The organism is Kitasatospora sp. NPDC058478, assembly GCF_042720345.1.
Lineage (GTDB): Bacteria > Actinomycetota > Actinomycetes > Streptomycetales > Streptomycetaceae > Kitasatospora.
In genome coordinates this window covers 105,794-128,438 of record NZ_JBHXML010000006.1, presented here as the reverse complement: position 1 = coordinate 128,438, position 22,645 = coordinate 105,794, and the positions used below count along the sequence as shown (strand labels likewise).

27 protein-coding genes are annotated in these 22,645 nt (G+C 72.6%); 13 read left to right on the top strand and 14 right to left on the bottom strand.

Going from position 1 to position 22,645, the window contains the following annotated elements:
• Nucleotides 1-19 precede the first annotated feature (19 nt).
• Nucleotides 20-1,951, top strand: coding sequence for a galactose oxidase-like domain-containing protein (locus tag ACFWPT_RS05230; protein ID WP_380479652.1), 1,932 nt, complete (start codon nucleotides 20-22; stop codon nucleotides 1,949-1,951).
• Between the two features lie 108 nt (nucleotides 1,952-2,059).
• Here ACFWPT_RS05230 and ACFWPT_RS05225 read toward each other — a convergent pair whose 3' ends face one another.
• The 4 genes from ACFWPT_RS05225 to ACFWPT_RS05210 form a co-directional block, all read right to left on the bottom strand.
• Nucleotides 2,060-3,157 carry a glycoside hydrolase family 6 protein gene (locus ACFWPT_RS05225; RefSeq protein ID WP_380479650.1) on the bottom strand — a complete coding sequence of 366 codons (1,098 nt, stop codon included), beginning with the start codon at nucleotides 3,155-3,157 and terminating at the stop codon, nucleotides 2,060-2,062.
• 196 nt (nucleotides 3,158-3,353) lie between these two features.
• Nucleotides 3,354-4,082 carry a uracil-DNA glycosylase gene (locus ACFWPT_RS05220; RefSeq protein WP_244293451.1) on the bottom strand — a complete coding sequence of 243 codons (729 nt, stop codon included), beginning with the start codon at nucleotides 4,080-4,082 and terminating at the stop codon, nucleotides 3,354-3,356.
• Nucleotides 4,083-4,160: 78 nt separating this feature from the next.
• Nucleotides 4,161-5,429: a low temperature requirement protein A gene (locus ACFWPT_RS05215; protein WP_380479648.1), complete on the bottom strand. Its 1,269-nt coding sequence runs from the start codon at nucleotides 5,427-5,429 to the stop codon at nucleotides 4,161-4,163.
• 83 nt (nucleotides 5,430-5,512) lie between these two features.
• Nucleotides 5,513-6,292 (bottom strand): HAD-IIA family hydrolase, encoded by a 780-nt coding sequence (locus tag ACFWPT_RS05210; RefSeq protein WP_063349252.1) that lies wholly within the window; start codon nucleotides 6,290-6,292, stop codon nucleotides 5,513-5,515.
• A 515-nt stretch (nucleotides 6,293-6,807) separates the two neighbouring features.
• Between ACFWPT_RS05210 and ACFWPT_RS05205 the strand changes: the two genes are divergently transcribed.
• The 3 genes from ACFWPT_RS05205 (at nucleotide 6,808) to ACFWPT_RS05195 (ending at nucleotide 9,517) form a co-directional block, all read left to right on the top strand.
• Nucleotides 6,808-7,242: a hypothetical protein gene (locus tag ACFWPT_RS05205; RefSeq protein ID WP_380374569.1), complete on the top strand. Its 435-nt coding sequence runs from the start codon at nucleotides 6,808-6,810 to the stop codon at nucleotides 7,240-7,242.
• A gap of 200 nt (nucleotides 7,243-7,442) precedes the next feature.
• A complete protein-coding gene (locus ACFWPT_RS05200; protein ID WP_380374571.1) occupies nucleotides 7,443-8,294 on the top strand; it encodes a hypothetical protein in 852 nt (283 codons plus the stop codon).
• Between the two features lie 134 nt (nucleotides 8,295-8,428).
• Complete coding sequence (locus ACFWPT_RS05195) at nucleotides 8,429-9,517, top strand: Gfo/Idh/MocA family oxidoreductase (RefSeq protein WP_380479646.1); 1,089 nt, start codon at nucleotides 8,429-8,431, stop codon at nucleotides 9,515-9,517.
• A gap of 98 nt (nucleotides 9,518-9,615) precedes the next feature.
• On the opposite strand, the gene ACFWPT_RS05190 is transcribed toward ACFWPT_RS05195, so the two are convergent.
• Together ACFWPT_RS05190 and ACFWPT_RS05185 are read right to left on the bottom strand one after the other, a co-directional pair.
• Nucleotides 9,616-10,038: a type II toxin-antitoxin system VapC family toxin gene (locus tag ACFWPT_RS05190; RefSeq protein ID WP_380479644.1), complete on the bottom strand. Its 423-nt coding sequence runs from the start codon at nucleotides 10,036-10,038 to the stop codon at nucleotides 9,616-9,618.
• A complete protein-coding gene (locus ACFWPT_RS05185; protein WP_371518778.1) occupies nucleotides 10,031-10,315 on the bottom strand; it encodes a type II toxin-antitoxin system Phd/YefM family antitoxin in 285 nt (94 codons plus the stop codon). The genes ACFWPT_RS05190 and ACFWPT_RS05185 overlap by 8 nt, the downstream gene beginning before the upstream one ends.
• 194 nt (nucleotides 10,316-10,509) lie before the next feature.
• Here ACFWPT_RS05185 and ACFWPT_RS05180 point away from each other — a divergent pair, with 194 nt between their 5' ends.
• Together ACFWPT_RS05180 and ACFWPT_RS05175 are read left to right on the top strand one after the other, a co-directional pair.
• Nucleotides 10,510-10,803, top strand: coding sequence for a DUF6412 domain-containing protein (locus tag ACFWPT_RS05180; protein WP_063349248.1), 294 nt, complete (start codon nucleotides 10,510-10,512; stop codon nucleotides 10,801-10,803).
• Nucleotides 10,804-10,884: 81 nt separating this feature from the next.
• Nucleotides 10,885-11,580: a YidC/Oxa1 family membrane protein insertase gene (locus ACFWPT_RS05175; RefSeq protein WP_380374575.1), complete on the top strand. Its 696-nt coding sequence runs from the start codon at nucleotides 10,885-10,887 to the stop codon at nucleotides 11,578-11,580.
• Nucleotides 11,581-11,649: 69 nt separating this feature from the next.
• Here ACFWPT_RS05175 and ACFWPT_RS05170 read toward each other — a convergent pair whose 3' ends face one another.
• Nucleotides 11,650-12,336 (bottom strand): HAD family hydrolase, encoded by a 687-nt coding sequence (locus ACFWPT_RS05170; RefSeq protein WP_380479641.1) that lies wholly within the window; start codon nucleotides 12,334-12,336, stop codon nucleotides 11,650-11,652.
• Nucleotides 12,337-12,365: 29 nt separating this feature from the next.
• Nucleotides 12,366-12,956 (bottom strand): NUDIX hydrolase, encoded by a 591-nt coding sequence (locus ACFWPT_RS05165; RefSeq protein ID WP_063351380.1) that lies wholly within the window; start codon nucleotides 12,954-12,956, stop codon nucleotides 12,366-12,368.
• A 261-nt stretch (nucleotides 12,957-13,217) separates the two neighbouring features.
• Between ACFWPT_RS05165 and ACFWPT_RS05160 the strand changes: the two genes are divergently transcribed.
• Nucleotides 13,218-13,985, top strand: coding sequence for a CDP-alcohol phosphatidyltransferase family protein (locus ACFWPT_RS05160; RefSeq protein ID WP_380335084.1), 768 nt, complete (start codon nucleotides 13,218-13,220; stop codon nucleotides 13,983-13,985).
• 71 nt (nucleotides 13,986-14,056) lie between these two features.
• Here the strand turns inward: ACFWPT_RS05160 and ACFWPT_RS05155 are convergent, their stop codons facing one another.
• Nucleotides 14,057-14,410 (bottom strand): ArsR/SmtB family transcription factor, encoded by a 354-nt coding sequence (locus tag ACFWPT_RS05155; protein ID WP_380479638.1) that lies wholly within the window; start codon nucleotides 14,408-14,410, stop codon nucleotides 14,057-14,059.
• Nucleotides 14,411-14,552: 142 nt separating this feature from the next.
• Between ACFWPT_RS05155 and ACFWPT_RS05150 the strand changes: the two genes are divergently transcribed.
• Entirely contained in the window at nucleotides 14,553-15,542 is a 990-nt protein-coding gene (locus tag ACFWPT_RS05150; protein ID WP_380479636.1) for a zinc-binding alcohol dehydrogenase family protein, read from the top strand.
• A gap of 121 nt (nucleotides 15,543-15,663) precedes the next feature.
• Here ACFWPT_RS05150 and ACFWPT_RS05145 read toward each other — a convergent pair whose 3' ends face one another.
• The 5 genes from ACFWPT_RS05145 to ACFWPT_RS05125 form a co-directional block, all read right to left on the bottom strand.
• Nucleotides 15,664-16,494, bottom strand: a complete 831-nt coding sequence (locus ACFWPT_RS05145; RefSeq protein WP_380479634.1) for a putative adhesin — start codon at nucleotides 16,492-16,494, stop codon at nucleotides 15,664-15,666.
• A gap of 137 nt (nucleotides 16,495-16,631) precedes the next feature.
• Nucleotides 16,632-17,825, bottom strand: a complete 1,194-nt coding sequence (locus ACFWPT_RS05140) for a PQQ-binding-like beta-propeller repeat protein (protein ID WP_380479632.1) — start codon at nucleotides 17,823-17,825, stop codon at nucleotides 16,632-16,634.
• 177 nt (nucleotides 17,826-18,002) lie between these two features.
• Complete coding sequence (locus ACFWPT_RS05135) at nucleotides 18,003-19,133, bottom strand: methyltransferase domain-containing protein (RefSeq protein WP_380374584.1); 1,131 nt, start codon at nucleotides 19,131-19,133, stop codon at nucleotides 18,003-18,005.
• 492 nt (nucleotides 19,134-19,625) lie between these two features.
• Nucleotides 19,626-19,883 carry a hypothetical protein gene (locus tag ACFWPT_RS05130; protein ID WP_371518753.1) on the bottom strand — a complete coding sequence of 86 codons (258 nt, stop codon included), beginning with the start codon at nucleotides 19,881-19,883 and terminating at the stop codon, nucleotides 19,626-19,628.
• Nucleotides 19,880-20,254, bottom strand: a complete 375-nt coding sequence (locus ACFWPT_RS05125) for an ATP-binding protein (RefSeq protein WP_380374586.1) — start codon at nucleotides 20,252-20,254, stop codon at nucleotides 19,880-19,882. The genes ACFWPT_RS05130 and ACFWPT_RS05125 overlap by 4 nt, the downstream gene beginning before the upstream one ends.
• A 178-nt stretch (nucleotides 20,255-20,432) precedes the next feature.
• Here ACFWPT_RS05125 and ACFWPT_RS05120 point away from each other — a divergent pair, with 178 nt between their 5' ends.
• The 5 genes from ACFWPT_RS05120 (at nucleotide 20,433) to ACFWPT_RS05100 (ending at nucleotide 22,559) form a co-directional block, all read left to right on the top strand.
• Nucleotides 20,433-21,284 (top strand): helix-turn-helix domain-containing protein, encoded by an 852-nt coding sequence (locus tag ACFWPT_RS05120; RefSeq protein WP_380374588.1) that lies wholly within the window; start codon nucleotides 20,433-20,435, stop codon nucleotides 21,282-21,284.
• A 3-nt stretch (nucleotides 21,285-21,287) separates the two neighbouring features.
• Nucleotides 21,288-21,473: a DUF397 domain-containing protein gene (locus ACFWPT_RS05115; protein ID WP_380374590.1), complete on the top strand. Its 186-nt coding sequence runs from the start codon at nucleotides 21,288-21,290 to the stop codon at nucleotides 21,471-21,473.
• A 26-nt stretch (nucleotides 21,474-21,499) separates the two neighbouring features.
• Nucleotides 21,500-21,697, top strand: coding sequence for a DUF397 domain-containing protein (locus ACFWPT_RS05110; RefSeq protein ID WP_380479630.1), 198 nt, complete (start codon nucleotides 21,500-21,502; stop codon nucleotides 21,695-21,697).
• 13 nt (nucleotides 21,698-21,710) lie between these two features.
• Nucleotides 21,711-21,896, top strand: coding sequence for a DUF397 domain-containing protein (locus ACFWPT_RS05105; protein WP_380374593.1), 186 nt, complete (start codon nucleotides 21,711-21,713; stop codon nucleotides 21,894-21,896).
• A gap of 258 nt (nucleotides 21,897-22,154) precedes the next feature.
• The gene (locus tag ACFWPT_RS05100) at nucleotides 22,155-22,559 is read left to right on the top strand and encodes a hypothetical protein (RefSeq protein ID WP_380374594.1); all 405 of its coding nucleotides are present in this window, start codon (nucleotides 22,155-22,157) and stop codon (nucleotides 22,557-22,559) included.
• The last annotated feature ends 86 nt before the right edge of the window (nucleotides 22,560-22,645 follow it).

Genomic DNA, 22,645 nt, shown 5'->3' with positions numbered 1-22,645 from the left:
CACGAGGGGACCAACCACCGTGAAGATCCACAAGACCGGCCGGACCAAGCGCTTCGCCCTCGGCAGCACCGTCGCGCTGACCGTCGCCGGGATGAACGCGCCCGCCGTCCTCGGCTTCGCCAGCCAGCAGTACCACCAGTACGTGATCAACCGCCCCGACTACAAGGCGGAGTACGGCCACTGGCAGACTCTCACGCTCCCCGCCGAGTTCCGGGTCAACGCCGTCCACGCCACGCTGCTGCGCACCGGCAAGGTCCTCATCGTGGCCGGCTCCGGCAACGACGAGAAGCGCTTCGACGCGGGCAGCTTCCGCAGCCTGCTCTGGGACCCGGCCGCGAACACCTACAAGCTGATACCCACCCCGGCCGACATGTTCTGCGGCGGCCACGCCTCGCTGCCGGACGGCCGCGTCCTGGTGGCCGGCGGCACCCAGCGGTACGAGAAGCTGGCGGGCGTGGTGAAGAGGGCGGCCGGCGTCATGCGGGTGCGCAACGAGAGCCCCGAGCGCGCCAGGACGTTCCCCAAGGGCACCGTCTTCGTCGGCCCGAACGGACGCGAGTACGCCTCCACCGTGCCGGTGACCGTCCCGGCCGCGGTGAAGACGGGCGCCGGCAAGCAGGCCGTCGTCACCGCCGGCGAGCAGCACGTGTTCGTCGAGGCGGTCGGCGAGGGCGCCGACTACGTCACCGACTCCCCCGCCCAGTACCGGATCAAGGGCCTGACCGGGGTCGACGCCCACAACCTGTACGGGCAGAGCACGAAGCTGACCCTGGACAAGCAGGAGTACCAGGGCATCCGCTCCGCGTTCGAGTTCAACCCGGACACCGAGCTGTACGAGCAGGTCACCGACATGGCGTACGCCCGCTGGTACCCGACGCTCACCGGGCTGGGGGACGGACGGGTGGTCACCGTCTCGGGCCTGGACGACACCGGGGAGATCCTCAACGGCAACGACAACGAGATCTACGACCCGAAGAACAAGACCTGGTCCAAGGGCCCGGACCGCTACTTCCCGACCTACCCGTCGATCTTCCTGACCGCCTCCGGCAAGCTCTTCTACTCGGGCTCCAACGGCGGCTACGGCCCGGCCGACAAGGGCCGCGACCCCGGGGTGTGGGACCTGTCGAACAACGGCTTCCAGCCCGTCCCCGGCCTGCGCGACCCCGCCCTCACCGAGACCTCGTCCTCGGTGCTGCTGCCGCCCGCGCAGGCCCAGAAGGTGATGGTGCTCGGCGGCGGGGGCGTCGGCGAGTCGCCGCTGTCCACCGCCCGCACCGACATCGTCGACCTCTCCGCCGCCAAGCCCGCCTTCACCCCGGGCCCGGACCTGCCGGCCGGCGGCACCCGCTACCTGAACAGCGTGATCCTCCCGGACGACACCGTGTTCACCACCGGCGGCTCCAGCGGCTACCGGGGCCGGGGCGCCAGCGACCTGCTCAAGGCGCAGGTGTACCACCCGGACACCAACAGCTTCAGCACCGCCGCCGAGCCCGCCGTCGGCCGCAACTACCACTCCGAGGCACTGCTGCTGCCGGACGGCCGGGTGGCCGTGCTCGGTTCCAACCCGCTGTTCGCGGACAAGGCCGAGACCACGCCGGGCGGCTTCGAGCAGCGCATCGAGATCTACACCCCGCCGTACCTGTTCCACGGCGACCGCCCACAGGTGGCCGCCGCGCCGGAGGCCGCGAAGCTCGGCACCACCGTGCGGATCGGCACCGCCCGGCCGGACGCGGTCGCCACCGCCAAGCTGATCCGGCCGAGTTCGGTCACCCACGTGACCGACGTCGAACAGCGGTCGGTGGCCCTGGACATCAGCGGTCGCACGGCCGACGGGGTCTCGCTCACGCTCCCCGCCAACCCCAACCTGCTGCCGCCCGGCTGGTACATGCTGTTCCTGACCGACGCCGCCGGCACTCCGTCGGTCGCGCGCTGGATCCAGGTGACCGGCTGAACGACACCGGGTGCGTCACGGCCTGGTACGGACCCGCGCCGGTGCGGACCCGCACTGGTACGGACCCGCACTGGTGCGTCACGGCACTGGCGCGGACCAGCCCCCCCCTCAGCGGGCGGCCTGCGCCAGGCCGAGCGCGTACGGCAGCCAGAACTCGCCCGCCCGGGGCTCGCCGCGCCCGCACTCGCCGTCCGACTCCCCCGGGTTCTTGATCCACAGGTAGGCGTCGACCCCGGCCCGGCCGGTGTCGGCGGTCGGCCGCTCACCGAGCGCGCGGCCGGGCGGGTTGCACCAGGCGTCGCCGCCGAGCGGGCCGTTGCCGTTGCGGCTGGTGTCGATGACGAAGTGCTTCCCGCCCAGGGCGGCGGAGAGCTGGCCGCCGTAGGCCGTGTTGCGGCCGGTGTCGTAGAAGTTGGCGACGTTCACCGCGAAGCCGTCCGCCGCCGCGATCCCCGACTTGCGCAGCGCGGTGGACAGTTCGGCCGGGTCCTGCGACCAGCCGGGGTTGCCCGCGTCCAGGTAGACCCGCACCTGCGGACGCTTCTTCAGCTCCTGCACGGCGAAGGCCAGCAGGCCGTACCGCTCGGCGGCCAGGTCGCCCTTGATCCCGCAGCTGTCCAGGGTGTGCGCGACGGCGTCCGGCTCCAGCACCACCCAGGCCTTGCGGTCGCCGAGGGCCTCCGCGACACCGCTGATCCAGGCCCGGTAGGAGGCGGCGTCGGCGGCGCCGCCGGCCGAGTACAGGCCGCAGTCGCGGTGCGGGATGTTGTAGGCGACGAAGACCGCCGTCCGGTCCGCCTCGGCGGCCCGGCGGCTGACCTGTTCGGCGATCTCCTTGGCGCCCTGCTCGCCGAGCCACTGCGAGGAGGGCTGAGTGGCGATCCGCAGCAGCGTGTCGGCCTCCGTCGGCCGGCCCTGGCCGCGCAGGGCGGTCACCTGCCGGGCGGCGTTGGTCTGGCCGGAGACGTAGAAGGCCTGGCCGGGGAGCTGGGCGAGGCTCGCGGGGCCGGTGCCCGGGTTCGCGGCGGAGGCGGTGGGCGCGGCTGTGGGTACGGCGGCGGTCCCGCCGGCCGCGGCACCGGCCGATGCGCCGCCGCCCGGGCCGCCGGGTGATCCCTTGGCCGATCCGGCGGTCGAACCGCTACAGCCCGCGGCCCCCGCCAACAGCACGACCAGGGCCGCCCCCACGGCCCGTCGGATTGCCACTACCCGTCCCACCCGGCGCACGTACCGCCCCTCCCCCCAGAGCCGGTCCGGCGACCGGTCGGCACCAGCTAAGCACACCGGCCACCGCCCGCCCGCGACGGGCGGTGAACGCCGGGTGGCCATGAGCGGGCGGACGGGCGACCCCGCCCGCCCGGACCACCCCTCACCCAACTCCCGGGCGCTCAGCCCCAGGTGCTCAGCCCTGCTTCAGGTTGGGCACCTGCCAGTCGATCGGCTCGCCGCCGAAGCCGTCCAGCGCCGTGTCGATCTGCGAGAACGGGCGGCTGCCGAAGAACAGCTTGGCCGACAGCGGCGACGGGTGAGCCCCCTGCACGACCACGTGCTTGGACGTGTCGATCAGCGGCAGCTTCTTCTTCGCGTAGTTGCCCCACAGCACGAAGACCACCGGCTCCTCGCGCTCGCTCACCGCCTTGATCACGGCGTCGGTGAACTTCTCCCAGCCCTTCGCCTTGTGCGAGTTGGCCTCGTGCGCGCGCACCGTGAGCACCGCGTTGAGCAGCAGGACGCCCTGCTCGGCCCAGTGCATCAGGTAGCCGTTGTCCGGGGCGGGGATGCCGAGGTCGGCGTCCAGCTCCTTGAAGATGTTGCGCAGCGAGGGCGGCGTCCTGGTGCCGGGCAGCACCGAGAAGCTCATGCCGTGGGCCTGGCCGTCGTCGTGGTACGGGTCCTGCCCGAGGACCAGCACCCGGACCTTCTCGTACGGCGTGGCCTCCAGCGCGGCGAACTCCTGGCCGCTCGGCGGGAACACCTGGTGCTGCGCGCGCTCGGCCGCCACGAAGGCCGCCAGCTCGGCGAAGTACGGCTTCTCCGTCTCGGCGCCCAGCACCGGGCGCCAGGACTCGGGCAGCTCCAGCCCGCCGCCCTCGCCGGCCTCCACCACGCCCGCCTCGACCGTGTCCGTCACGACATCTACCTCCCACACCGCGGCTGTTGTGCCGCACGCCCTCTTTCACCCCGAACGCTACACAGCCCCACCGACAACTCACTCCGCCGAAGCCGCAGAAGGCGCAGAAGGCAGCGCGGACCCACCAGGCAGCGGGGCCCCAGCGGGAACTACAGGCAGCGCCGACCCCGAGGGAGCCACCGGCGCGGGGTCCGAACCGGCCGCCCGCACCACCCGGACGTGCTCCACCACGTTGAGCGCCACCAGCAGCACCGCCAGTGCCACCAGCACCGCCAGCGCCGGCAGCCGCACCACCGCCGGCGCCAGCCCCAGCACCACCGCCGCCGCACCGAGCCGGGTCGTCGCCACCTTGCGGAACATCATCCAGCGGGTGTACCCGAAGGTCAGCAGGTACAGCCCGCACCCGCCGTACAGCAGCGCCACCGACCCCGGGCCGAGCGCCTGCCACGGGTCCGCGACGGTCTCCCCGAAGCCGACCGCCACCCCGATCACCCCGGCGGCCAGCGCCAGGTGCCCGTACTGGAAGATCCGCCGGACGACGTCCCGCCGGGAGTCGGCGACCTCGACGGCGTACCGCATGGCGTCCGCCGCGTACACGAAGTACTGCCACCACAGCCCCGCCGAGATGGTGAACGCGGCGGCCACGGCGGCGAGTTCGGCCACGTCCAGCCGGGCGCCGGCCGCCGTCCCGCCGATGCCGACGATCGACTCGCCGAGCGCCACCAGCAGGAACAGCGCGAACCGCTCCGGCATGTGCGAGGGGTGGTACGCCACCGCCGCCAGCCGCCGCCGGAACACCAGCGGCGCGGCCAGGTCGCAGAGCGCTGCCGCCGCCCACAGGGCCAGCCGCGGCCCGTCCGGCAACAGCCCGCCCACGACCAGCAGCGGCCCGCTGACCAGCACGCCGGCGCCGTACGGGCCGCGCCAGACGCCCGGCAGGCGGATCAGCAGGAGCAGCAGCACCAGCCGGGCCAGCCAGTACGCGGCGCCGAGCAGCACGCCCCGCCCGCCGTACGCGCCCGGGACGGCGAGCGCCATGAACAGGCCGGCCAGCCCGACCGCCAGGATGCCGAGGCGGTCCCGCAGGTTGTCCACGTCCCTGATGTTGGCCTGCACGGTGGTGCCCACCCAGCACCAGTACACCGGCACGAACACCACCAGCGCCCGGACCAGCCCGGTGGCGTCGTGGTGGTGGTGCAGCAGCCCGGAGACCTGGGTGATCGCGAAGACGAAGACCAGGTCGAAGTAGAGCTCGGCCCAGGTGACCCGCTTCTCGTCGGCCTCCCCGCCGACGCCCCCGGCACCCCGCCGTGCCTCCGGCAGCCCCGCATCCCCCGTCGCACTCATTGCGCCGTTGCCTCCCCACAGGTACGAAACGGGCCCCGCCCCGGCGACCGACCGGAACGGGGCCCACGACAGCACCGCAGAGGCTAGACCAGCTCGACCAGGTCCGCGATCGACTTGACCACCCGGGTCGGCCGGTACGGGAAGCGCTCGACGTCGGCGGCGGCGGTCAGGCCGGTGAGCACCAGGATGGTCTCCATGCCGGCCTCCATGCCCGCGACGATGTCGGTGTCCATCCGGTCGCCGATCATCACGGCGGTCTCGGAGTGGGCCCCGGCGGTGTTCAGCGCCTCGCGCATCATCAGCGGGTTGGGCTTGCCGACGAAGTACGGCTCGACGCCGGTCGCCTTGGTGATCAGGGCCGCGACCGAGCCGGTGGCCGGCAGCACGCCCTCGGGGGACGGGCCGGTCTCGTCGGGGTTGGTGCAGATGAACCGGGCGCCCTGGTTGATCAGGCGGATCGCCTTGGTGAGCGCCTCGAAGCTGTAGGTGCGGGTCTCGCCGAGGACGACGTAGTCCGGGTTGTTGTCGGTCAGCACGTAACCGGCCTGGTACAGCGCGGTGGTGAGCCCCGCCTCGCCGATCACGTAGGCGGTGCCGCCCGGGCGCTGGCCCTTGAGGAACTTGGCGGTGGCCAGGGCGGAGGTCCAGATGCACTCCTCCGGCACCTCCAGGCCCATCCCGGCCAGGCGGGCGCTGAGGTCGCGCGGGGTGTAGATGGAGTTGTTGGTGAGGACCAGGAACGGCTTGCCGGACTCCCGCAGCCTGCGCAGGAACTCCTTCGCGCCGGGAATGGGCGTGCCCTCGTGGATGAGGACGCCGTCCATGTCGGTCAGCCAGGACTCGATGGGCTTGCGGTCTGCCACGTAGGTGTCTCCTTGGTCTTGCAACGGTTCTGAACGATTTCGCACATCGCTCCGGACCGGACACCCTCGGCCGGCCGGGCGCCACTGGCTGCCCCAACACGGACCAGCCTAGAGCCTGCCTCCTCGGGCCGACCGGGGCGGCCCCGGACGGGAACGGCCACGGCACGCCTGCGGCAACGCATCCGCGTGCACCACTTCCGCCCGGGCACGGCCGCGGTGCGAATGGAGGCAGTCGGCCGGTGGGCGGGTTCGTCCGCGCAAACGCGCTACGCCGATGAGGGGACCACCGGGCGGTTCGTACCGGATCTTCCCGTGCGCTCCTGACCAGCGAAGTCGCACAGGAAGTCGGACAGTTCCGGTCCGGCTTTCGGCACGTCGGCGCGATGATCGAAGGGACAGGCGGGCCGCTCGGTGTTCTTGTTCTGGTGAGAGCCGGTTCGGCTCTCGTCACCGTGGCATCCGTGTTCGGCTGTGCTGCCGGACGCGTGAGCCCATCCTTCCCAGAACAGGGCCCCATGAAGATCCATCGCATAGCCGTCGCAGCTCTTGCCGTCGGCACCTTGCTGGCCGGAGGCACGGCTGCGGCCGTGGCCAACACCTCGACGAACACACCGAGTTCAGCATCGACCAGTCAGACCCGCAGGGACGCCGTGGCCTGCGCGGTCGCCACCGTCTCCTCGTCGGTCGCCGCCTCCAACGCCTCCACCGCGGCAGCCGCGGCGCAGGCCGACGCCGCGTCGGCCGCCGCCGCCCTCAAGACCTTCATCGCGGCGACCCAAGCCGTGCCACCCAACGCCGCCGCCGAGGCCGCAGCCGCCACCAGCGCCAGCGCCGCCGAGGCCGCCGCGGTCACCTCCTCCGCCGCTGCCGCCACCGCGGCCGCCACCGCTGCCACCGCCAGCGCCGCCGCCGTGAAGGCCTGCGCCGTTGCGGTGACCCCCACCGCCTGAGACGGACGCGCGGCATCGCTCGGCCGCCGGGTCAGGCCGTGGCGCGAAGCCTCTACGGCCTGACCCGGCTTGGCCCGGCTTGCTCTCGCGAGCCGCGCCCGTACCCGTGCCCGCAGCAGCCGCCGCCGCAGCCGCAGCCGCTGCCGCAGCGGGCACGGCACCACGAACACGGGGGTCTCCATCAACCCGAAGGGAACATCATGCGACGCATCCGCACCATCCCGGTCCTCGCCAGTTCCGTCGTCCTGACCGCCGTGCTGGCCGCACTGGCCCCCACCTCCGCACAGGCGGCCGTGGCCTGCAACGAGACGGCGCTGGTCGCGGCGATCAACGCCGCCAACAGCGCCGGCGGGGGCAACGTCGTCCTCGCGACCGGCTGCGTCTACACCATCACCTCGTCGCACAGCAGTGACACCGACGGCGCGAACGCGCTGCCGATCATCACCACCGCCATCACCCTGACCGGTGACAACGACACCATCACGCGCTCGACGACGGCCGGTACGGCCGGCTTCCGCATCGTCAAGGTGGCCGCGGGCGCCAGCCTCACCCTCAAGGGCAACGTCACCCTCAGCAACGGCTCCGCCGTCACCGACGGCGGCGGCATCCTCAACTACGGCGCGGTGACCCTCACGGCCAGCGCACTGACCGGCAACACCGCCCAGGGCAGGGGCGGCGGCCTGGCCAACGAGGACGTCGGCGCCCCCCAGAAGGGGGCGGTGGCGACCTTCACGAACAGCACTGTGGCCAGGAACAGCGCCACCGGCCAGGGCGGCGGGATCTACAACGGCCTGCGCGGGTCGCTCACCACCACCAGCAGTTTCATCGACGCGGGCAACAGCTCCGGATCCCAGGGCGGCGGCATCGCCGCCATCGACTCCACCTCCACCACGCTGACCAGCACCCAGATCAGCGCCAACCAGGCCGTCATGACGGCCGGCGGCATCTACCGGCAGAACGGCACCATGACACTCACCACGACACCGGTCAGTGGAAACACCCCCGACAACTGCGTCGGCAGCTCCCCCTCGGTACCCGGCTGCGTCGGCTGATCCGTCAACTGCCCTGAGGCGCCTTGCCCCCATGCCGTCCGACGAGCGAGGACGCGAACCGACGTCCGCCCCGCCTCCCGGCTCCGCCACTGCGAAACCGGGAGCAAGCGGGCGCCTCGTGATTGAGTGGTCGCATGAGCGCCTCGACCCCCTCGTCCTCCCCGGACCGCCCGTTCCGCGTCGGCCTGATCGGCTACGGCCTGGCCGGCTCCGCCTTCCACGCCCCGCTCATCGCCACCACGCCGGGGCTGCGGTTGGACGCCGTGGTCACCGCCAGCCCCGAGCGCCGCGAGCAACTGCGCCGCGAGCACCCCGGCGCCCGCGCCGTCGACACCCCCGAGCAGCTGCTCGCCGACCCGGACGCGCTCGACCTCGTCGTCGTCGCCTCGCCCAACCGCACCCACGCCCCGCTCGCCCGCGCCGCCCTGCGCGCCGGGCTGGCCACCGTCGTCGACAAGCCGCTGGCCGGCACCGCCGCCGAGGCGCTGGAGCTGTGCCAGCTCGCCGAGGCCCGGGGCACCCTGCTCTCCGTGTTCCAGAACCGGCGCTGGGACGGCGACTTCCTGACCGCCGCCCGGCTGGTCCGGGGCGGCGCGCTCGGCCGGGTGCACCGCTTCGAGTCCCGCTTCGAGCGGTTCCGCCCGAAGCCCAAGCCCGGCTGGCGCGAGCTCGCCGACCCGGCGGAGGTCGGCGGCACGCTGTACGACCTGGGCAGCCACCTGGTGGACCAGGCACTGACGCTGTTCGGCCCGGTGGAGACGGTGTACGCGGAGGTCGACGTGCGCCGGGACGGCGCGGTCGTCGACGACGACGCCTTCCTCGCCCTCACGCACGCCTCCGGCACCCGCTCGCACCTGTGGACCAGCGCCATCACCCCGCTGATCGGCCCCCGGCTGCGGGTGCTCGGCGACGCCGCCGGGTACGTCAAGCCCGGCATGGACCCGCAGGAGGCGCAGCTGCGGGCCGGGCACCGACCGGACGGCGCCCGCCCGTGGGGTGCCGACCAGCCCTCGCAGTACGGCACCCTCGGCACCGACGAGTCCTCGATCGCACTGCCCACCGAACCGGGCGACTACCCCGCCTTCTACGCGGGCATCGCCGCCGCCCTGGCCTCCCCGGGCACCCCGCCCCCGGTCGACCCGCGCGACGCGGTGGCCACCCTGGCCGTCCTGGAGGCCGCCCGGGCCTCCGCCGCCACGGGCACCACGGTCCGCCTGGGCTGAGCGGCTGCCGGGCCTGCCGCCCCCTCAATTTCACTTCTAAGCTGCTTAGATGATCGACCGAAGGGGCGGCAGGCCACCAGCGCGAAGAGCGGCGGCCGTCACACCCCGATGACCTCCACCGCCGAGCCCAGGCCCCGGAAGTCCGCGACGTTGCGCGTGTACAGCGGCAGGCCGTGGGCCGAGGCCACGGCCGCGATCATCAGGTCGATCCGGCGCGGGCGCGGCTGCCGCCCGGCCGCGATGGTGAGGGTGACCAGCGTGCCGTAGCGGGAGGCCGCCGCCGCGTCGAAGGGCAGCGGGTCGAAGTCGGCCATCGCCGCGCCCAGCACCTCCAGCCGGGCGGCCCGGCTGACCGCGTCGCGGGCCATCGACACACCCTGTTGCAGCTCCGCGAAGGTGATCGCGGTCAGCTCCGGCACGGCCGGCAGGCTCGCCGGGGAGAGCAGGGCCAGATCGATGTAGACACAGGTGTCGAGCACCCCGGCCGGCCGCCGCCGGACTGCCCGTCTGCGCTCAGCCACGCCGCCGCTCGAACGGGTCGTCGCCCTCGTCGCCCACCAGCTCCTCCGGCCCGAGGTACTCCTCGGCCTCCTTGCGCATCTGCTGGTAGTCCACCCGCGGCAGCTTCACGTGCCGCGCCACCAGCTCCTCCGCCGTGAGCCGCCGCCGTCCGGACACCGGTCGCAGCTCCGCGACCTCGACCCCGTTCCTGGTGATGTGGAAGGTCTCCCCGGCCTCCACCGCATCCATCACCGCGGCGGAGTTGTTCCGGAACTCCCGCTGGGTAATCGTCTTCATCCCTCCACGGTAGCCCCGTGTAGCACCTGCGGCTACGCCCCTGCACCGCTTCGCGAAGCACCCCGGCGCGGCGGGTGCGCCACGGGAATTCCGCGCCGGGCGGGAACTCGGCGGGCTCGGCGATCGTCCTGAACGTCTGAAGTCCCCCGAGTCCGTGGGGCCCCAAGCCCGTCACGTCGAAGGAGGAGCAGCGCATGACCGTCGTCGCGATGCTCCTCGGGCTGCTCCGGGTGCTGACCGGGGAGCTGGTGACCGAGGGCGGGACGGTCGCGTCGGTGGCGGCGGTCGCCGCCGTGGCGCTGCTGGCCGGTGCGGTCGCGGGCACGCTGGCGGGGGCGCGGCTGCTGGGCGCGCGGGCGCCCACGGCGGTGCGCAGCGGGGTGCTGCGGCGGCGCGCGTTCCGTACGGCCTTCCTCCCGCAGCGCGATCCCGATGCCCGGGGCAGGCGACGCCCGAGGGCGCCGGGTGCGGCCCCGGCGGCCGCGTAGCTTCGTCGTCTTCCGCCGTTCCACGCGGCCGTCCTCCGTCGACCACTCGTTTTCCGAGACCCCCGGAGGGCTCGCTCCACCATGTCCGTTCTCGCTGTTCTCGACCCGGCCGTCGCCGTCGCCCATGCCGGCGTCGCCGCGCTGGCCCAGGTACTGCCGACCGCGCTGGCGATCGTCCTGTTCACCGTCGCCGTCCGGCTGGCGTTGCATCCCTTCGCGCGCGCGGCGGCGCGGGGGGAGAAGTCGCGGGCGCGGCTGGCGCCGAAGGTCGCCGAGGTGAACCGGAGGTTCAAGGACCGCCCGGAGAAGCTGCGGGAGGCGCTCGCCGAGCTGTACCGGGAGGAACGGGCCTCGCCGTTCGCGGGGTGCCTGCCGATGCTGGTGCAGATCCCGTTCTTCTCGGTGATGTACCGCCTGTTCACCACCCCGAACGGCCTGCTGGACCACACCCTGTTCGGCGTGCCGCTCGGCCTGCACGTCGGGAGTGCGCACGGCGCCGGGCAGTTGGCGGTGTTCGGCCTGCTGTACGCCGGGCTGGCGGCGGTCGGGTACGTCAACTTCCGCCGGGCCAGGCGGGCGGCGGCCGCGCAGCCGACCCCCCAGCCGGGGGCGGGGCTGCTGCCTTACCTGTCCTTCGGGTCGGTGCTGTTCGCGATGCTGGTGCCGGTGGCCGCGGCGCTCCACCTGGTGACGACGAGCACGTGGACGGCCGCGGAGCGGGCCTGGCTGCATCGGGGTGGCGCACCGGCGCCGACGGCGGCGGCGCTCGCGCTGTGAGCCTCGCGCTGTGAACACCGCCGCCGAACCCGCCGATCTCGCCGAGGCCGCCGACCCCGCCGGCCTGCGTCAGAAGTGCCGCAGCAGTTCGGGGAAGGCCGCCAGTTGCAGGGTCGCCTCGTCGGGGCCGAGGTCCTGGTGTTCCAGGACCCAGGTGTGCTCGTGCGGGATGAAGACCGTGCGCAGGCCGGCCCGGCGGGCCGGGGCGATGTCGGACTTGGGCGAGTTGCCGATCATCCAGGTCCGGTCGGGGTCGAGGCCGAGCTCGGCGCCGAGCCGCCGGTAGGTGTCCGCCGACTTCTCGGCCACGATGTGGACGCCGCGGAAGTGGTGGTCGATCGTGGAGGCCGTCACCTTGCGCCGCTGCTCGTCGAGGTCGCCCTTGGTGAGCAGCAGCAGGTGGTGGCGTCCGGCGAGGTCGGCGAGGGTGTCGGCGACGCCGGGGATCAGCTCGATCTCGCGGCTGCTGAGCGGAGCGAGGAGGCCGTCGATCCGGGCTTCTTCGGCCGGGGTGGGGGTGCGGTCGCCGTTCAGCCGCCGCAGGCAGTCGGCGAGGCTCTGCCGGAACACGGCGGCGCCGTAGCCGAGGGCGGCGGAGTTGGCGGCTTCGATCTCGTCGAGGACGGCCCTGGCGCGGTCGCGGTCGGCCGGGGTGGCGACCCAGTCCAGGAAGCCGTCGATGACGCGCTCGAAGAGGACGTTGTTCTCCCAGAGCGTGTCGTCGGCGTCGAAGATGAGGGTCTGGTCGGTGTGCATCCGGGTGTGCTCCAGCGGGGTTCGGAAGGTCAGGCGGGGGCGTCGAGCAGGCGGCCGGCCCGGTCGAGCGTCTCGCGGAGGTTCTCCTCGGTGGTCCGCTGCCGGGCCTCGGCGATGGTGAGCCACTCCAGCGGGGCGGCGGGGTTCTCCGGCCGCGCCCGCTCCGGGGTGCCGGTGGCCAGCAGGAAGCGCAGGTCGGCGTGTTCGTGGGCCGGTTCGGCGGGCGAGGCCGGGACGGGCACGACGGCGAGGTGGACGAGGGCGAGGTGGACGAGGGCGGCGTCGGGCCACGGGGTGAGGTCGGTGAGCCCGGTCTCCTCCAGGCCTTCGCGCAGCGCGATGTCCAGCGGCCGGGTCTCCCCCGGGTCGCCGTGGCCGCCGACCTGGAGCCAGGCCTGCTGGCGGACGTGCCAGCGCAGGAGGACGCGCCGGGTCGGCGGGTGGACGATCAGCGCGGAGGCGGTGAAGTGCAGCGGCGTCCCGCGGTCCCAGGCGTCGGCGGCCCCGGTGAGGTGGCGGACGCGCTCGTGGTCGGCGGTCTCCGTCGGGCCCTGCGGCCGGTGGCCGGCCAGCAGTTCGGTCAGGCCCGGGCTGTGCGCCGCGCCGCCTGTGGTCACCATGATCAGCACTCCTCGTTGCGCTCCGGACCACGTCAACGTCAACCGGCTTGCGGGGGCGGGTGATCGGGGCCGGGGCTTCCGGTTCCGGCGAACCCGCGCAGCCTAGCCCCGGGGCACTCCGGCGGCCCACCGGTTTTCCTCCCGAGGCCGCCCGGCAGCCGGCTCCCCCCTCTCCGGACGGCCACGAAGGGCCGGTCGGGGCAGCGCCCGGGAGGCCGTAGCCTGTGGTGATCGTTTCGGGACAGGTGGAGGGATGTCGTCATGGTGGCTGCTCCGGCGCTCGCGGACTTGCGCGAGGTGTGCCAGCCGCAGGCCAAGCTGCAGAGCCGCAACGGTGAGCACTGGGCGGGACGGCTGTACATGCGCCGCATCTCGCTGCGCACGACCCGGCAGTTGGTGCGCACCTCGGTGTCGCCGAACACCCTCACCTGGGTGATGGTGGTCTGCGGGGTCGGCGGCGGGGCGGCCCTGCTGATACCCGGTCTGACCGGCGCCGTGCTGGCGGCGGTGCTGTTCCAGCTGTTCCTGCTCTTCGACTGCGTCGACGGCGAAGTGGCGCGCTGGAAGCGCCAGTTCAGCATGGCCGGGGTCTACGTGGACCGGCTCGGCGCCTATCTGGCGGACGCGGCGCTGATGATCGGCGCGGGCGTGCGGGCGGCCCGGGGCGGGTCGGAGCTGTGGGTGTCGGTGGGCCTGGCGGCCGCGCTGGGCGTGGTGCTGCTCAAGGCCTCGACGGACCTGGTGGACGTGGCCCGGGCCCGCAGCGGGCAGGCCCCGGCGGACGAGGAGTCCACCCAGCCGCGCTCGCAGGGCATCGCGACCGCGCGCCGGCTCGCCTCGGTGTTCAAGATCCACCGGGTGACGAACGGCATCGAGGCCTCCCTGGTGCTGCTCGCGGCGGCCGCGGTGGACGCGGCGCTCGGCAACCTGGACGCGACGCGGGCGGCGGTCGCGGGGATCGCGGTGATCACCTGGGGCATGGTGGTGGCGCACCTGGCGTCGATCCTGTCCTCCTCGCGCCTGCGCTGACGGGCGACGTGGGGCCCGCCGAGGCGGGCCCCACGCTCACGCCGCCCGCGCCGTCCGCACCAAGGCACACCTCAGAGTTGCGACTCCGACCCACCGTCGGTCTGAGCGTGGGCGGCAAGGATGGTGTCGAGGAGGCCCGGGAAGCGCTGCTCCAGGTCGACGGCGCGCAGGGCGGAGAACTTGCGGTTGGCCTCCTCGCGCTGGTGGATCAGGCCGGACTCGCGCAGCACCTTGAAGTGGTGGCTGAGGGTGGAGGGGGCGACGTCCACCGGGAAGGTGCCGCAGGCCCGCTCGGGTTCGGCGCGCAGGATGCGCACGATGGTCATCCGGGTGGGGTCGGAGAGCGCGTGCAGGACGTCGAGCAGGTCGATCTCCCCGGTCGCGGGGTGGGCGAGCGCCGGTCGGCGCCGGGCGCTTCGGGGCATGATCCGACCTCTCTGATCTGCGTTTGACCTGCGTCCGATCCGCGCTTGATCTGCGATGTTCGACAATCGTCGAAACTGCGTGGTACCACTACCTCGCGTCAATTTCGTCGTTCGTCGAACATCGTAGCCGAGGGGGACCGACATGCGCGCACTGGTGATGACCGCACCCGGTGGGGCCGAGCACACGGAGATCCGGGAGGTCGAGGCCCCGAGCCCCGGCCCCGGCCAGGTGGCGGTCGACGTCGCCTACGCCGGGCTGAACTTCGTCGACGTGATGGGCCGCCGGGGCGACGCCGGCTACGTCACCGCCTGGCCCTACCGGCCGGGCAAGGAGGTGGCCGGCACCGTCCGGGCGGTCGGCGAGGGCGTCACCGGACTGGCGGTGGGCGACCGGGTGGCGGCCGCGCCCGTCGGCGGCGGCCTGGCCGAGGTGGTGCTCGCCGAGGCCGCGCTCACCGTGCCCGTCCCGGACGGGCTGGCGCTGCGCGAGGCCGCCGCCGCCCCGCTGGGCCTGGCCACCGCCGTGCTGCTGCTCACCGACGCCGGCCGGCTCGCCGCCGGGGACACCGTCCTGGTGCACTCGGCCGGCGGCGGGATCGGCCACGCCGTCGCCCAACTGGTCCCGCTGATCGGGGGCGGCGGCCGGCTGATCGGCACGGTGGGCCGACCGGAGAAGGCGGCGGCCGCCGTCGCCTCCGGCTACCACCACGCCTTCGCCCGCGACGAGGCGCTGCCCGAGGCCGTCCGGGCCGCGACCGGGGGCCGGGGCGTCGACCTCGTGCTGGACCCGCTGGGCACCGAGGCCCTGGAGCTCGACCTCGAACTCACCGCACCCGGCGGCCGGATCGTCCTCTTCGGCAACGCGGGCGGCGGCGCCGTCGCCGACCTGCCGCCGCTCGGCCGTCTGATGGCCGGGAACCTCACCGTCACCGGCTTCAGCCACCGCGCCCTGGCCGCAACCGCCCCCGAGCGGCTGGCCCGCGCCATCCGCACGGTCCTCGACCTGCTCGCCGGCGGTGACCTCACACTGCCGGTCACCGAAGTCCCCGGCCTGGCCGCCGTCCCCGCCGCGCACGATGCCATGGCGGAGGGTCGGGCCACCGGCAAGTACGTGGTGCGCGTGGCCGGTTGAGCCCTGCTCGGGGCGGCGTCCCTTGCGCAGGAAGTCGGGTGGGCCGACTTCCTGCGCGGAGCGCGGAGCGCGGAGCCCGGAGCCCGGAGCCCGGAGCCCGGAGCGTTGGAGGCCGGGCGGGTCAGGGGTTGTAGAGGCCGCCGGCCTCGCCGGGGTCGCCGGGGCCGTTGTAGCCCTGAGGACGGCCCTGGTTGCGCGTCCCGGGCCTGTTGGTCTCGACGAAGCGGCAGGCCGCGAAGTGCACGTCCCCCATGCCGGGCCGCAGGATGTCGCTCAGCAGCACGTCGCCGTCGAAGACGATCGAGCGGCCCGCGAGTTGGGGGTCGGTCAGCGTGGCGACGTTGATGACGGCGGCGGCCGGTGTCCCCGGGTCGAGTTCGACGTCGTACCCGCCGCCCACCGGGGTGGCGATCGCCGGGTTCCCCCGGATGGTGAGGCCGCTGGGGTAGGAGATGGTGTAGTTCTGCAGGCTCCGCCCGCCCACCACGGTGCGCGTGGCGCCACGGTCCTGCCCCTGTTCCACGCTGCCGCCCCGGTTGGCGCCGTTCTCCACCTGCCCGCCCAGGTCGTCGGGGAGGACCATCCCGTGCTGCGTGTAGAAGTGCACCCTCGTCCCCGCGGGCACCCGGAAGGTGCCGTTCGCGGCCTCCCAGGCGCCGTGACCGCTGAGCACGAGACCGTCCGTACGCGCGGGCGCGGTGTTGTCGGCCTCCCAGTCGTCGTCCGGGTTCTGGTGATTGATCATGGGCCGGTTCTGGTCGGCCGCGCGCTGGATCCCGGTCGCGCGGAGCATCTGCACGACGGCCGCGTTGCCGTGGCTGCTCTGGAGGCCGAGCAGCGACTGGGCGGCGGCCTGCGCCCGGTTCGGGTTCCTGGTCGCCGGCTCCGAAGTGCGGGCCGGCGTGCAGGCCTTGCCAGCGGCGACACCCTTGGTCCTGTCGTGGGCGTGCATCGTCCCCCTCTCGACTCGAAAGCTCACTCTCCTGGATATCGGTGGCGTCGGCCTGGGCGCCAGGTCCGTACGGGCAGTGCCCGCTGCCTGAAGGCGCACCGCGCGGTGCCCTGCCGCGCCGAGACCTCGCGCGGTGGTCAGGCCGCGGGTATGCCCGCCGCGTAGAGGCCTGCCCGGCTGCCGCGGTAGGCGACGCCGCCGAAGGCCGTCAGCGAGAGCCCGGTGTACTCGGTGCCGAACTTGGCCGGATCGTCCTGCCATTGAAGCCGGCCGGTGGCGAGGTCGAGGGTGTGCAGCCGACCGTCGTTCAGCGCCACGTAGACCCGGCCGTCGGCGACGGCCATGGTGCTCATGCCCCGGCCCAGGCCGTCCGGCACCGAGGAGGTCCACCGGCTGCGGCCCGTACTCGCCTCCACGGCGACGACCCGGTCGTTGTCGAGGAGGCAGAGCGTCCCGTCGGCGACCGGGGCGGGCCGGACACCGGGGTGGCCGAGATCGTCACGCTGCCAGAGCACCCGGCCGGTCGCCGCGTCCAGGGCGGAGACGGTCGAGGCGGCACCGGTCGAGGCATAGGCGGTCGAAGTGGCGCCGGTCGGGGCGGGGGCAGCGGAAGTGGACAGGTAGAGGACGCCCTCGTGGACCACGGGCCGGTCGACGAGCTTGCCGACGGCGGGCTGCTCCCAGCGCCGCTCACAGGTCTTCGCGTCGAGGGCGGAGATCCCGCCTGCGGGGGCGGCGAGGTACACGGTGCCGCCCGCGACCGCCGGCCCGCAGGCGGCCTCCAGCGGGCCGGCCCACCGGGCCTCGCCGGTCGCCGCGTCGTAGGAGTGGACGCGGCCGTCGCAGGTCACGAACACGTCCCCGCTGACGGTGGGGCCGTCCGTCCATCCGGACAGGTAGCCCCCCGGCGCGGGCACGGCCCATCGGACGGCTCCGGACGCGGCGTCCAGGGCGTGGACGTGGGAGTCGGTGGTCACGCAGACCAGTCCGTCGCCTGCGGCGATCGGCCAGCCGAAGTTGCTGTCGGCGGGATTGTGCGAGGTGACCTTGGCGCTCCAGCGCGGGGTGCCGGTCCGCAGGTCGAGGGCGCTGACCGTGCCGTCGAAGTCCGCGACGTAGAGGTCGGGCTGCGGGGTGGCCGACAGGGCGACCCGGCTGCCGGTACCGGTCCGGCTCCAGACGCGGTGGCCGGTGTCGGCGTCCCGCCGCGCCCACCAGCCGATGCCCCCGACGGTGACGGCGGCCGCCGCCACGCCGGCGACGCCCAGCAGCATGCGCCTGCGGCTGACGTGGGGGCGGACGGGATCGGTCTGCGATTCGTTCGAGGTCACACCGAAGGTGACCGTCTGCGCCCGCCGCCGGTTCCACCGCGCGGGCGAGCTTCACAGAAGGCGCCGAAACGGGTGGCCAGGACGCGGCCGGGATTCTGAAGGTCGCGCGCAGGAAGTCGGACCGGCCGACTTCTTGCGCGGGGGCTCAGGTCAGGCGCCTGGGGGTTCGCGGCCGGGTCAGACGATCAGGTTGCCGGGCTCGTCGAGCCACACGTGCTGTTCGCCGGTCGGCGTCATCGTCACGCCGAAGCGGGTGAGGTCCGGTTCGCCGTCGGCGAGCCATGCTCGGCGGGCGCGGACGATCTCGTCCCACAGGCGGCGGGGCCCGGCCTGCTGGACTGCGTCGGCGGCGCCCCAGTCGTGGTGGCGGACGGACGCCCAGGAGCCGGCGCCGTCGGAGAGCCGCATGCGATAGGTGCCGCCAGGGTCTGTGTCGTCCCAGGTGTGGTGATACCGAACGCCAGGCACCCGGAGGCCGATGGCGAACGCCACGTCCACGTTCTCCAACGCCAGCTCCGGGTCGATCGGCGACGAGCCCCGGTGGATCGGCCGGTCGGTCGGTTCGGTCACCGGGTGGGGACGCTGGCTGCGGACCCACATGAAGCTGACGTTGTCCACGAACCTGCCGTGGGAGGGCTCCCCCGGACCGCCGACCACCAGGCGCAGGAGTCCGGCGTTGGCGTAGGGCGTGCCCCAGGGGGTGACGATCACCCCGCCGGGGCGGGTCTGTTCGAGCCAGGCACGCGGCAGTCGGCGGACCGCCGCCGTGGAATGGACGCGATCGTAAGGCGCCCGGAGGGGCTGGCCTTCGAGGCCGTCGCCAGTCGAGCAACTGGGCTGGAGGCCTGCTGCGGTGAGTCGTCGGGCCGCTGCGGCAGCGACCGCTCGATCGACCTCGACGGTGGTCACGTGGGCGTCGCCGAGCCTGGCGGAGAGGAGCGCGCTCGTCCATCCGGTGCCGGTGCCGATGTCGAGCACGGTGTTCCCGTCGACCACGTCCAGGTGCCGGAGCATTCTCGCGACGAGGGACGGCATGGAGGCCGAGGAGGTGGCGATGCCCGGCCCGGTATCCAGGCCGCCATCGATCTGGGTGACCACCACCTCGTCGGCGTTCACCAGCGCCCACCAGGTGTCCGGGTGGTCGGCCCGGTTGATCCGGCCGTAGCCGGTCGGGCTGTCGCCGTCCGGGGCCCAGACGGCGTCCGGGACGAAGGAAGAGCGCGGGGCGCGCTCGAACGCGCCCCGCCACCCCTCGCCCAGCGCCCCCGCCGATTCCATCCGGGTCAGTAACTGTGCGTAGTCGTCCATCAGTTGGCGCTCACTTCTTCGGCGGCTTCACGGGCTTGGTCCACTGGCCGTCGGACTCCTTCGGGGACTGCTTCTTGTCCCCGTCCTCGCCACCCTTGCCGTCTCCGTGCTCGCCCATTCCGGCTCCTCTCGATCGGTGCCGGTCACTAGGGTGCCGGCAAGGTCCTGTCCGGCACGGTAGAGGCCCGACCCTGCCGGTGTGCGCCGCATTTCTCCGCATTTCTCCTGTGCGCGGCGAGGCTTCCGCAGGTTTCTCAGGTGGCTGCCAGTGCCAGCGCCGAGCGCGCACGGGCGATCAGCCGGTGTGCCGCGGGGCCGTACACCGCAGCATCGTGCAGCTTGCCCCCGTCGGAACCGCGAAGTGCCGTGCGGCATCGCAGGCTTGGCACTCGGCAAGCACTGCGGGGGTGACCGTGCGGGCGTGGAGGTGACGGGCGCGGGTTTCGCAGAGGGCGCCGAGGAGGGAGGCCAGGAGGTTGAAGGTCAGGAGGCCTAGCATCGGCGGCGGTCCCGCTCACGCTTGTACTCGCGGAGGAGGGCGAGGAGGTTGATGAGGGTGCTCGCCGGGATGTTGCCGAGGGAGACGAGGGCGCGGCCGTCGAGGTTGGTCTCGCCGGCCTGGGCGGAGGGCCAGAGGAGCCCGAACTCGCGACCCTCGGTCCGGAGTTCGACGATGAGTCCGGTGATCTGGCGGGCCGTGAGGTGGCGCAGCGCCGGATCGGCCGGGTGGATGGGGTGGTGGGCGATCACGCGACACCGTCCAACTCGAACCAAACGATTTTGCCCAGCTTCAGGGGGTCGACGCCCCAGCGGTGGGTGAGGCCGGCGACCAGCTGGAGGCCCCGGCCGGACTCGGCGAGCGGGCACGGCGTTCGCTGCTCGGGGAGGGCGGAGGAGCGGTCCGCGACGGTGACGCGGAGGGTGTTGGAGAGGGGGTTGGAGAGGAAGTGGATGAGGACGACGGGGGAGGTCGTCTCGCCGTGACGCCAGGCGTTGACGATCAGTTCGACGAGGGCGAGCTCGGCGTCCGCGATGGAGGAGGACGACCAGCCGACGCGGGTCATGCCGTCGCGGAGGGTGTCGCGAGCGAGGGTGAGGGAGGGGGAGTTGAGGTTACGCACAGGGATCTCCCGGAGAGGTGAAGGGGAAATGCCGAGCGGGCCACTGACGCCCGGCTCGGTGATCGGTGCGTCACCGACTGTAGAGCTGGTGGTACATGTATCGGTACTTCTACCCCGTTCTTCACTCGATCGATGGATTGCTGGACCCTTCGCGGGATCGCGATGGATGCTTGGGGGCATGCCACCACGAACCACCCCGTCAGCCAGGCAGGAACGAGTAGGCACCGAGCTGCGGAAGATGCGCGACTGCGCGGGCCGCACAACTGCCGAAGCCGCCGCGCTGTTCGGATTCGCCCGACCGAAGATCACGCAGATCGAGAAGGGGCAGTACCCGATCAGCGCCGAGCGGGTACGCATGCTCGCCTGCGACTACGAGGAGGGCGATCACGCCTTCGTGGAAGCGCTCGCGGCCATGGCCGAGGAACGCCACAAGGGTTGGTGGGAGGACTACCGAGGGGCCGTGCCGCCTGGCTTCCTCAACATCGCCGAGATGGAGTACTTCGCCAGGGGAATGCTCACCTATCAGATCTCGCACATTCCTGGCGCTATGCAGACAGAGGAGTACGGGAGAGCGATCTTCAAGGACGTCTACCCGACGCTTCCGCCTCGGCTCCTCGAAGCACGTGTCGAGCACCGACTTCAGCGCTCGGCACTACTGATGAGCGAAGGTGCTCAACCGTACTCTGCGCTGGTTCACGAAGCCGCCCTGCGCATGCTGTTCGGTGGCCGCGATGCCGCAAAGAACCAGCTGGACAAGCTGCTTGAGTACTCAGAACTTCCCCACGTGGCGCTTCGCGTGATCACCTTCAGCACCAATGGGTTCATTGGTGCTGGCCAAGGCATCTTCTACGCGAAGGGGCCAGTTCCCCGCCTGGACACCGTCCAGCTCGACGCAGTTGGCGGCCCGGCGTTCCTACATGAGCAGAAGCACTTGGAGAACTACCGCCACATCATTGACACGATGGCCGAGCGGTCTCTCACCGAGAGCCAGTCTCGTGATGCCATCAGGCTTATCAAGAAAGAGATCTAAGCCATGAAGACCCTCCACTGGAAGCGCCCCAAGGCCTGCGCAGACGGCAACTCCTGCCCTGAGGTGGCCATAGGTCCCGATGTCGTACACATCCGCAGCACTCTTCTGCCCGACGCCATCGCCCAACTCACCCCCACCGAATGGCGCGACCTCGCCTCCGCCATCCGCGCCGGAGAGTTTGACCTGTAGCGCGCCGAACAGAGGCAATCCGCACGATGAAAGACCTGATCTGGAAACGCCCCACGGCTTGTGGAGACGGCAACAACTGTCCCGAGGTGGCCGTCACCTCCGATGCCGTCTATGTCCGCAGCAACCTCCGGCCCGACGCCATCGCCCAACTCACCACCGACGAATGGCACAACCTCCTCTCCGCCATCCGTGCCGGCAATTTCGACCGGCAGGCCCGAACCTAGGAAGGCCAGCACAATGAAGGATCTGATCTGGCAGCGTCCTGAGTCTTGCGGCGACGGTGCGAGCTGCCCGGAGGTAGCCGTCACCTCCGAAGCCATCTACATCCGCAGCAGCCTGCTCCCCGACGCCATCGCCCAACTCACCCCCGCCGAATGGCGCGACCTCGTCTCCGCCATCCGCGCCGGCGAGTTCGACGTCTGATCCACCGCACAGGGCGGGCCGTTCGTCGAACGGCCCGCCCTGGCCGTCCCCTTGAGCCCCCTCCGCCCCTACTAACCCAGCAGTCCGATAACCCCATATTCACAAGACGGCCTGATCCCACCGCTCCCCAACCACCCCCGTACGACCATCGGTTTGCCGCCGAGGAGGGCCGGGGTAGTGCCGAGGAGTTCGCACTCCCACGGACCTCAAGTCCGGTGCGGGCACTGATGTTTAGACATTGCGAAGGGATCGATATCCATGAACAGGACCCTCCGGAACGCCCTCGTGGCAGTCGCCGCCGTCGGCGCCCTCGGCGTCGCCGCTGCCGCTCCCGCCATGGCCGCAGACACCACGCCGGCCCAGCCGACGGCCCGGGTGCAGGCGCAGCTCAGCAACCCGAAGACGGTCAAGGCCGACGACTTCAACAAGGCCCGCGACATCCTGATCAAGGCGGGCAGCAAGACCGCCGAGAAGACCCACCCGTCCCACGGCGTCAAGGACGTCCCCGTCTCCTACGGCACGAGCCTGCTCGCCGAGGCCCGCGACGAGTTCCGCGCGACGGACAAGAACCTGCCCGAAAAGGACAAGCAGTCCGGCATGTCCCACGCCCACTACAAGGCCGTCCACGACGCGGCCAAGAAGATGGGCATCGACACCTGGTAACCCCGCCCGGGCCCACGCGCGGCCGCCCCCCCGCGCGAGGGGCCCCCCCGGCCCGGAGCACAACCGGCCCCCCCGCCGACAGGGGC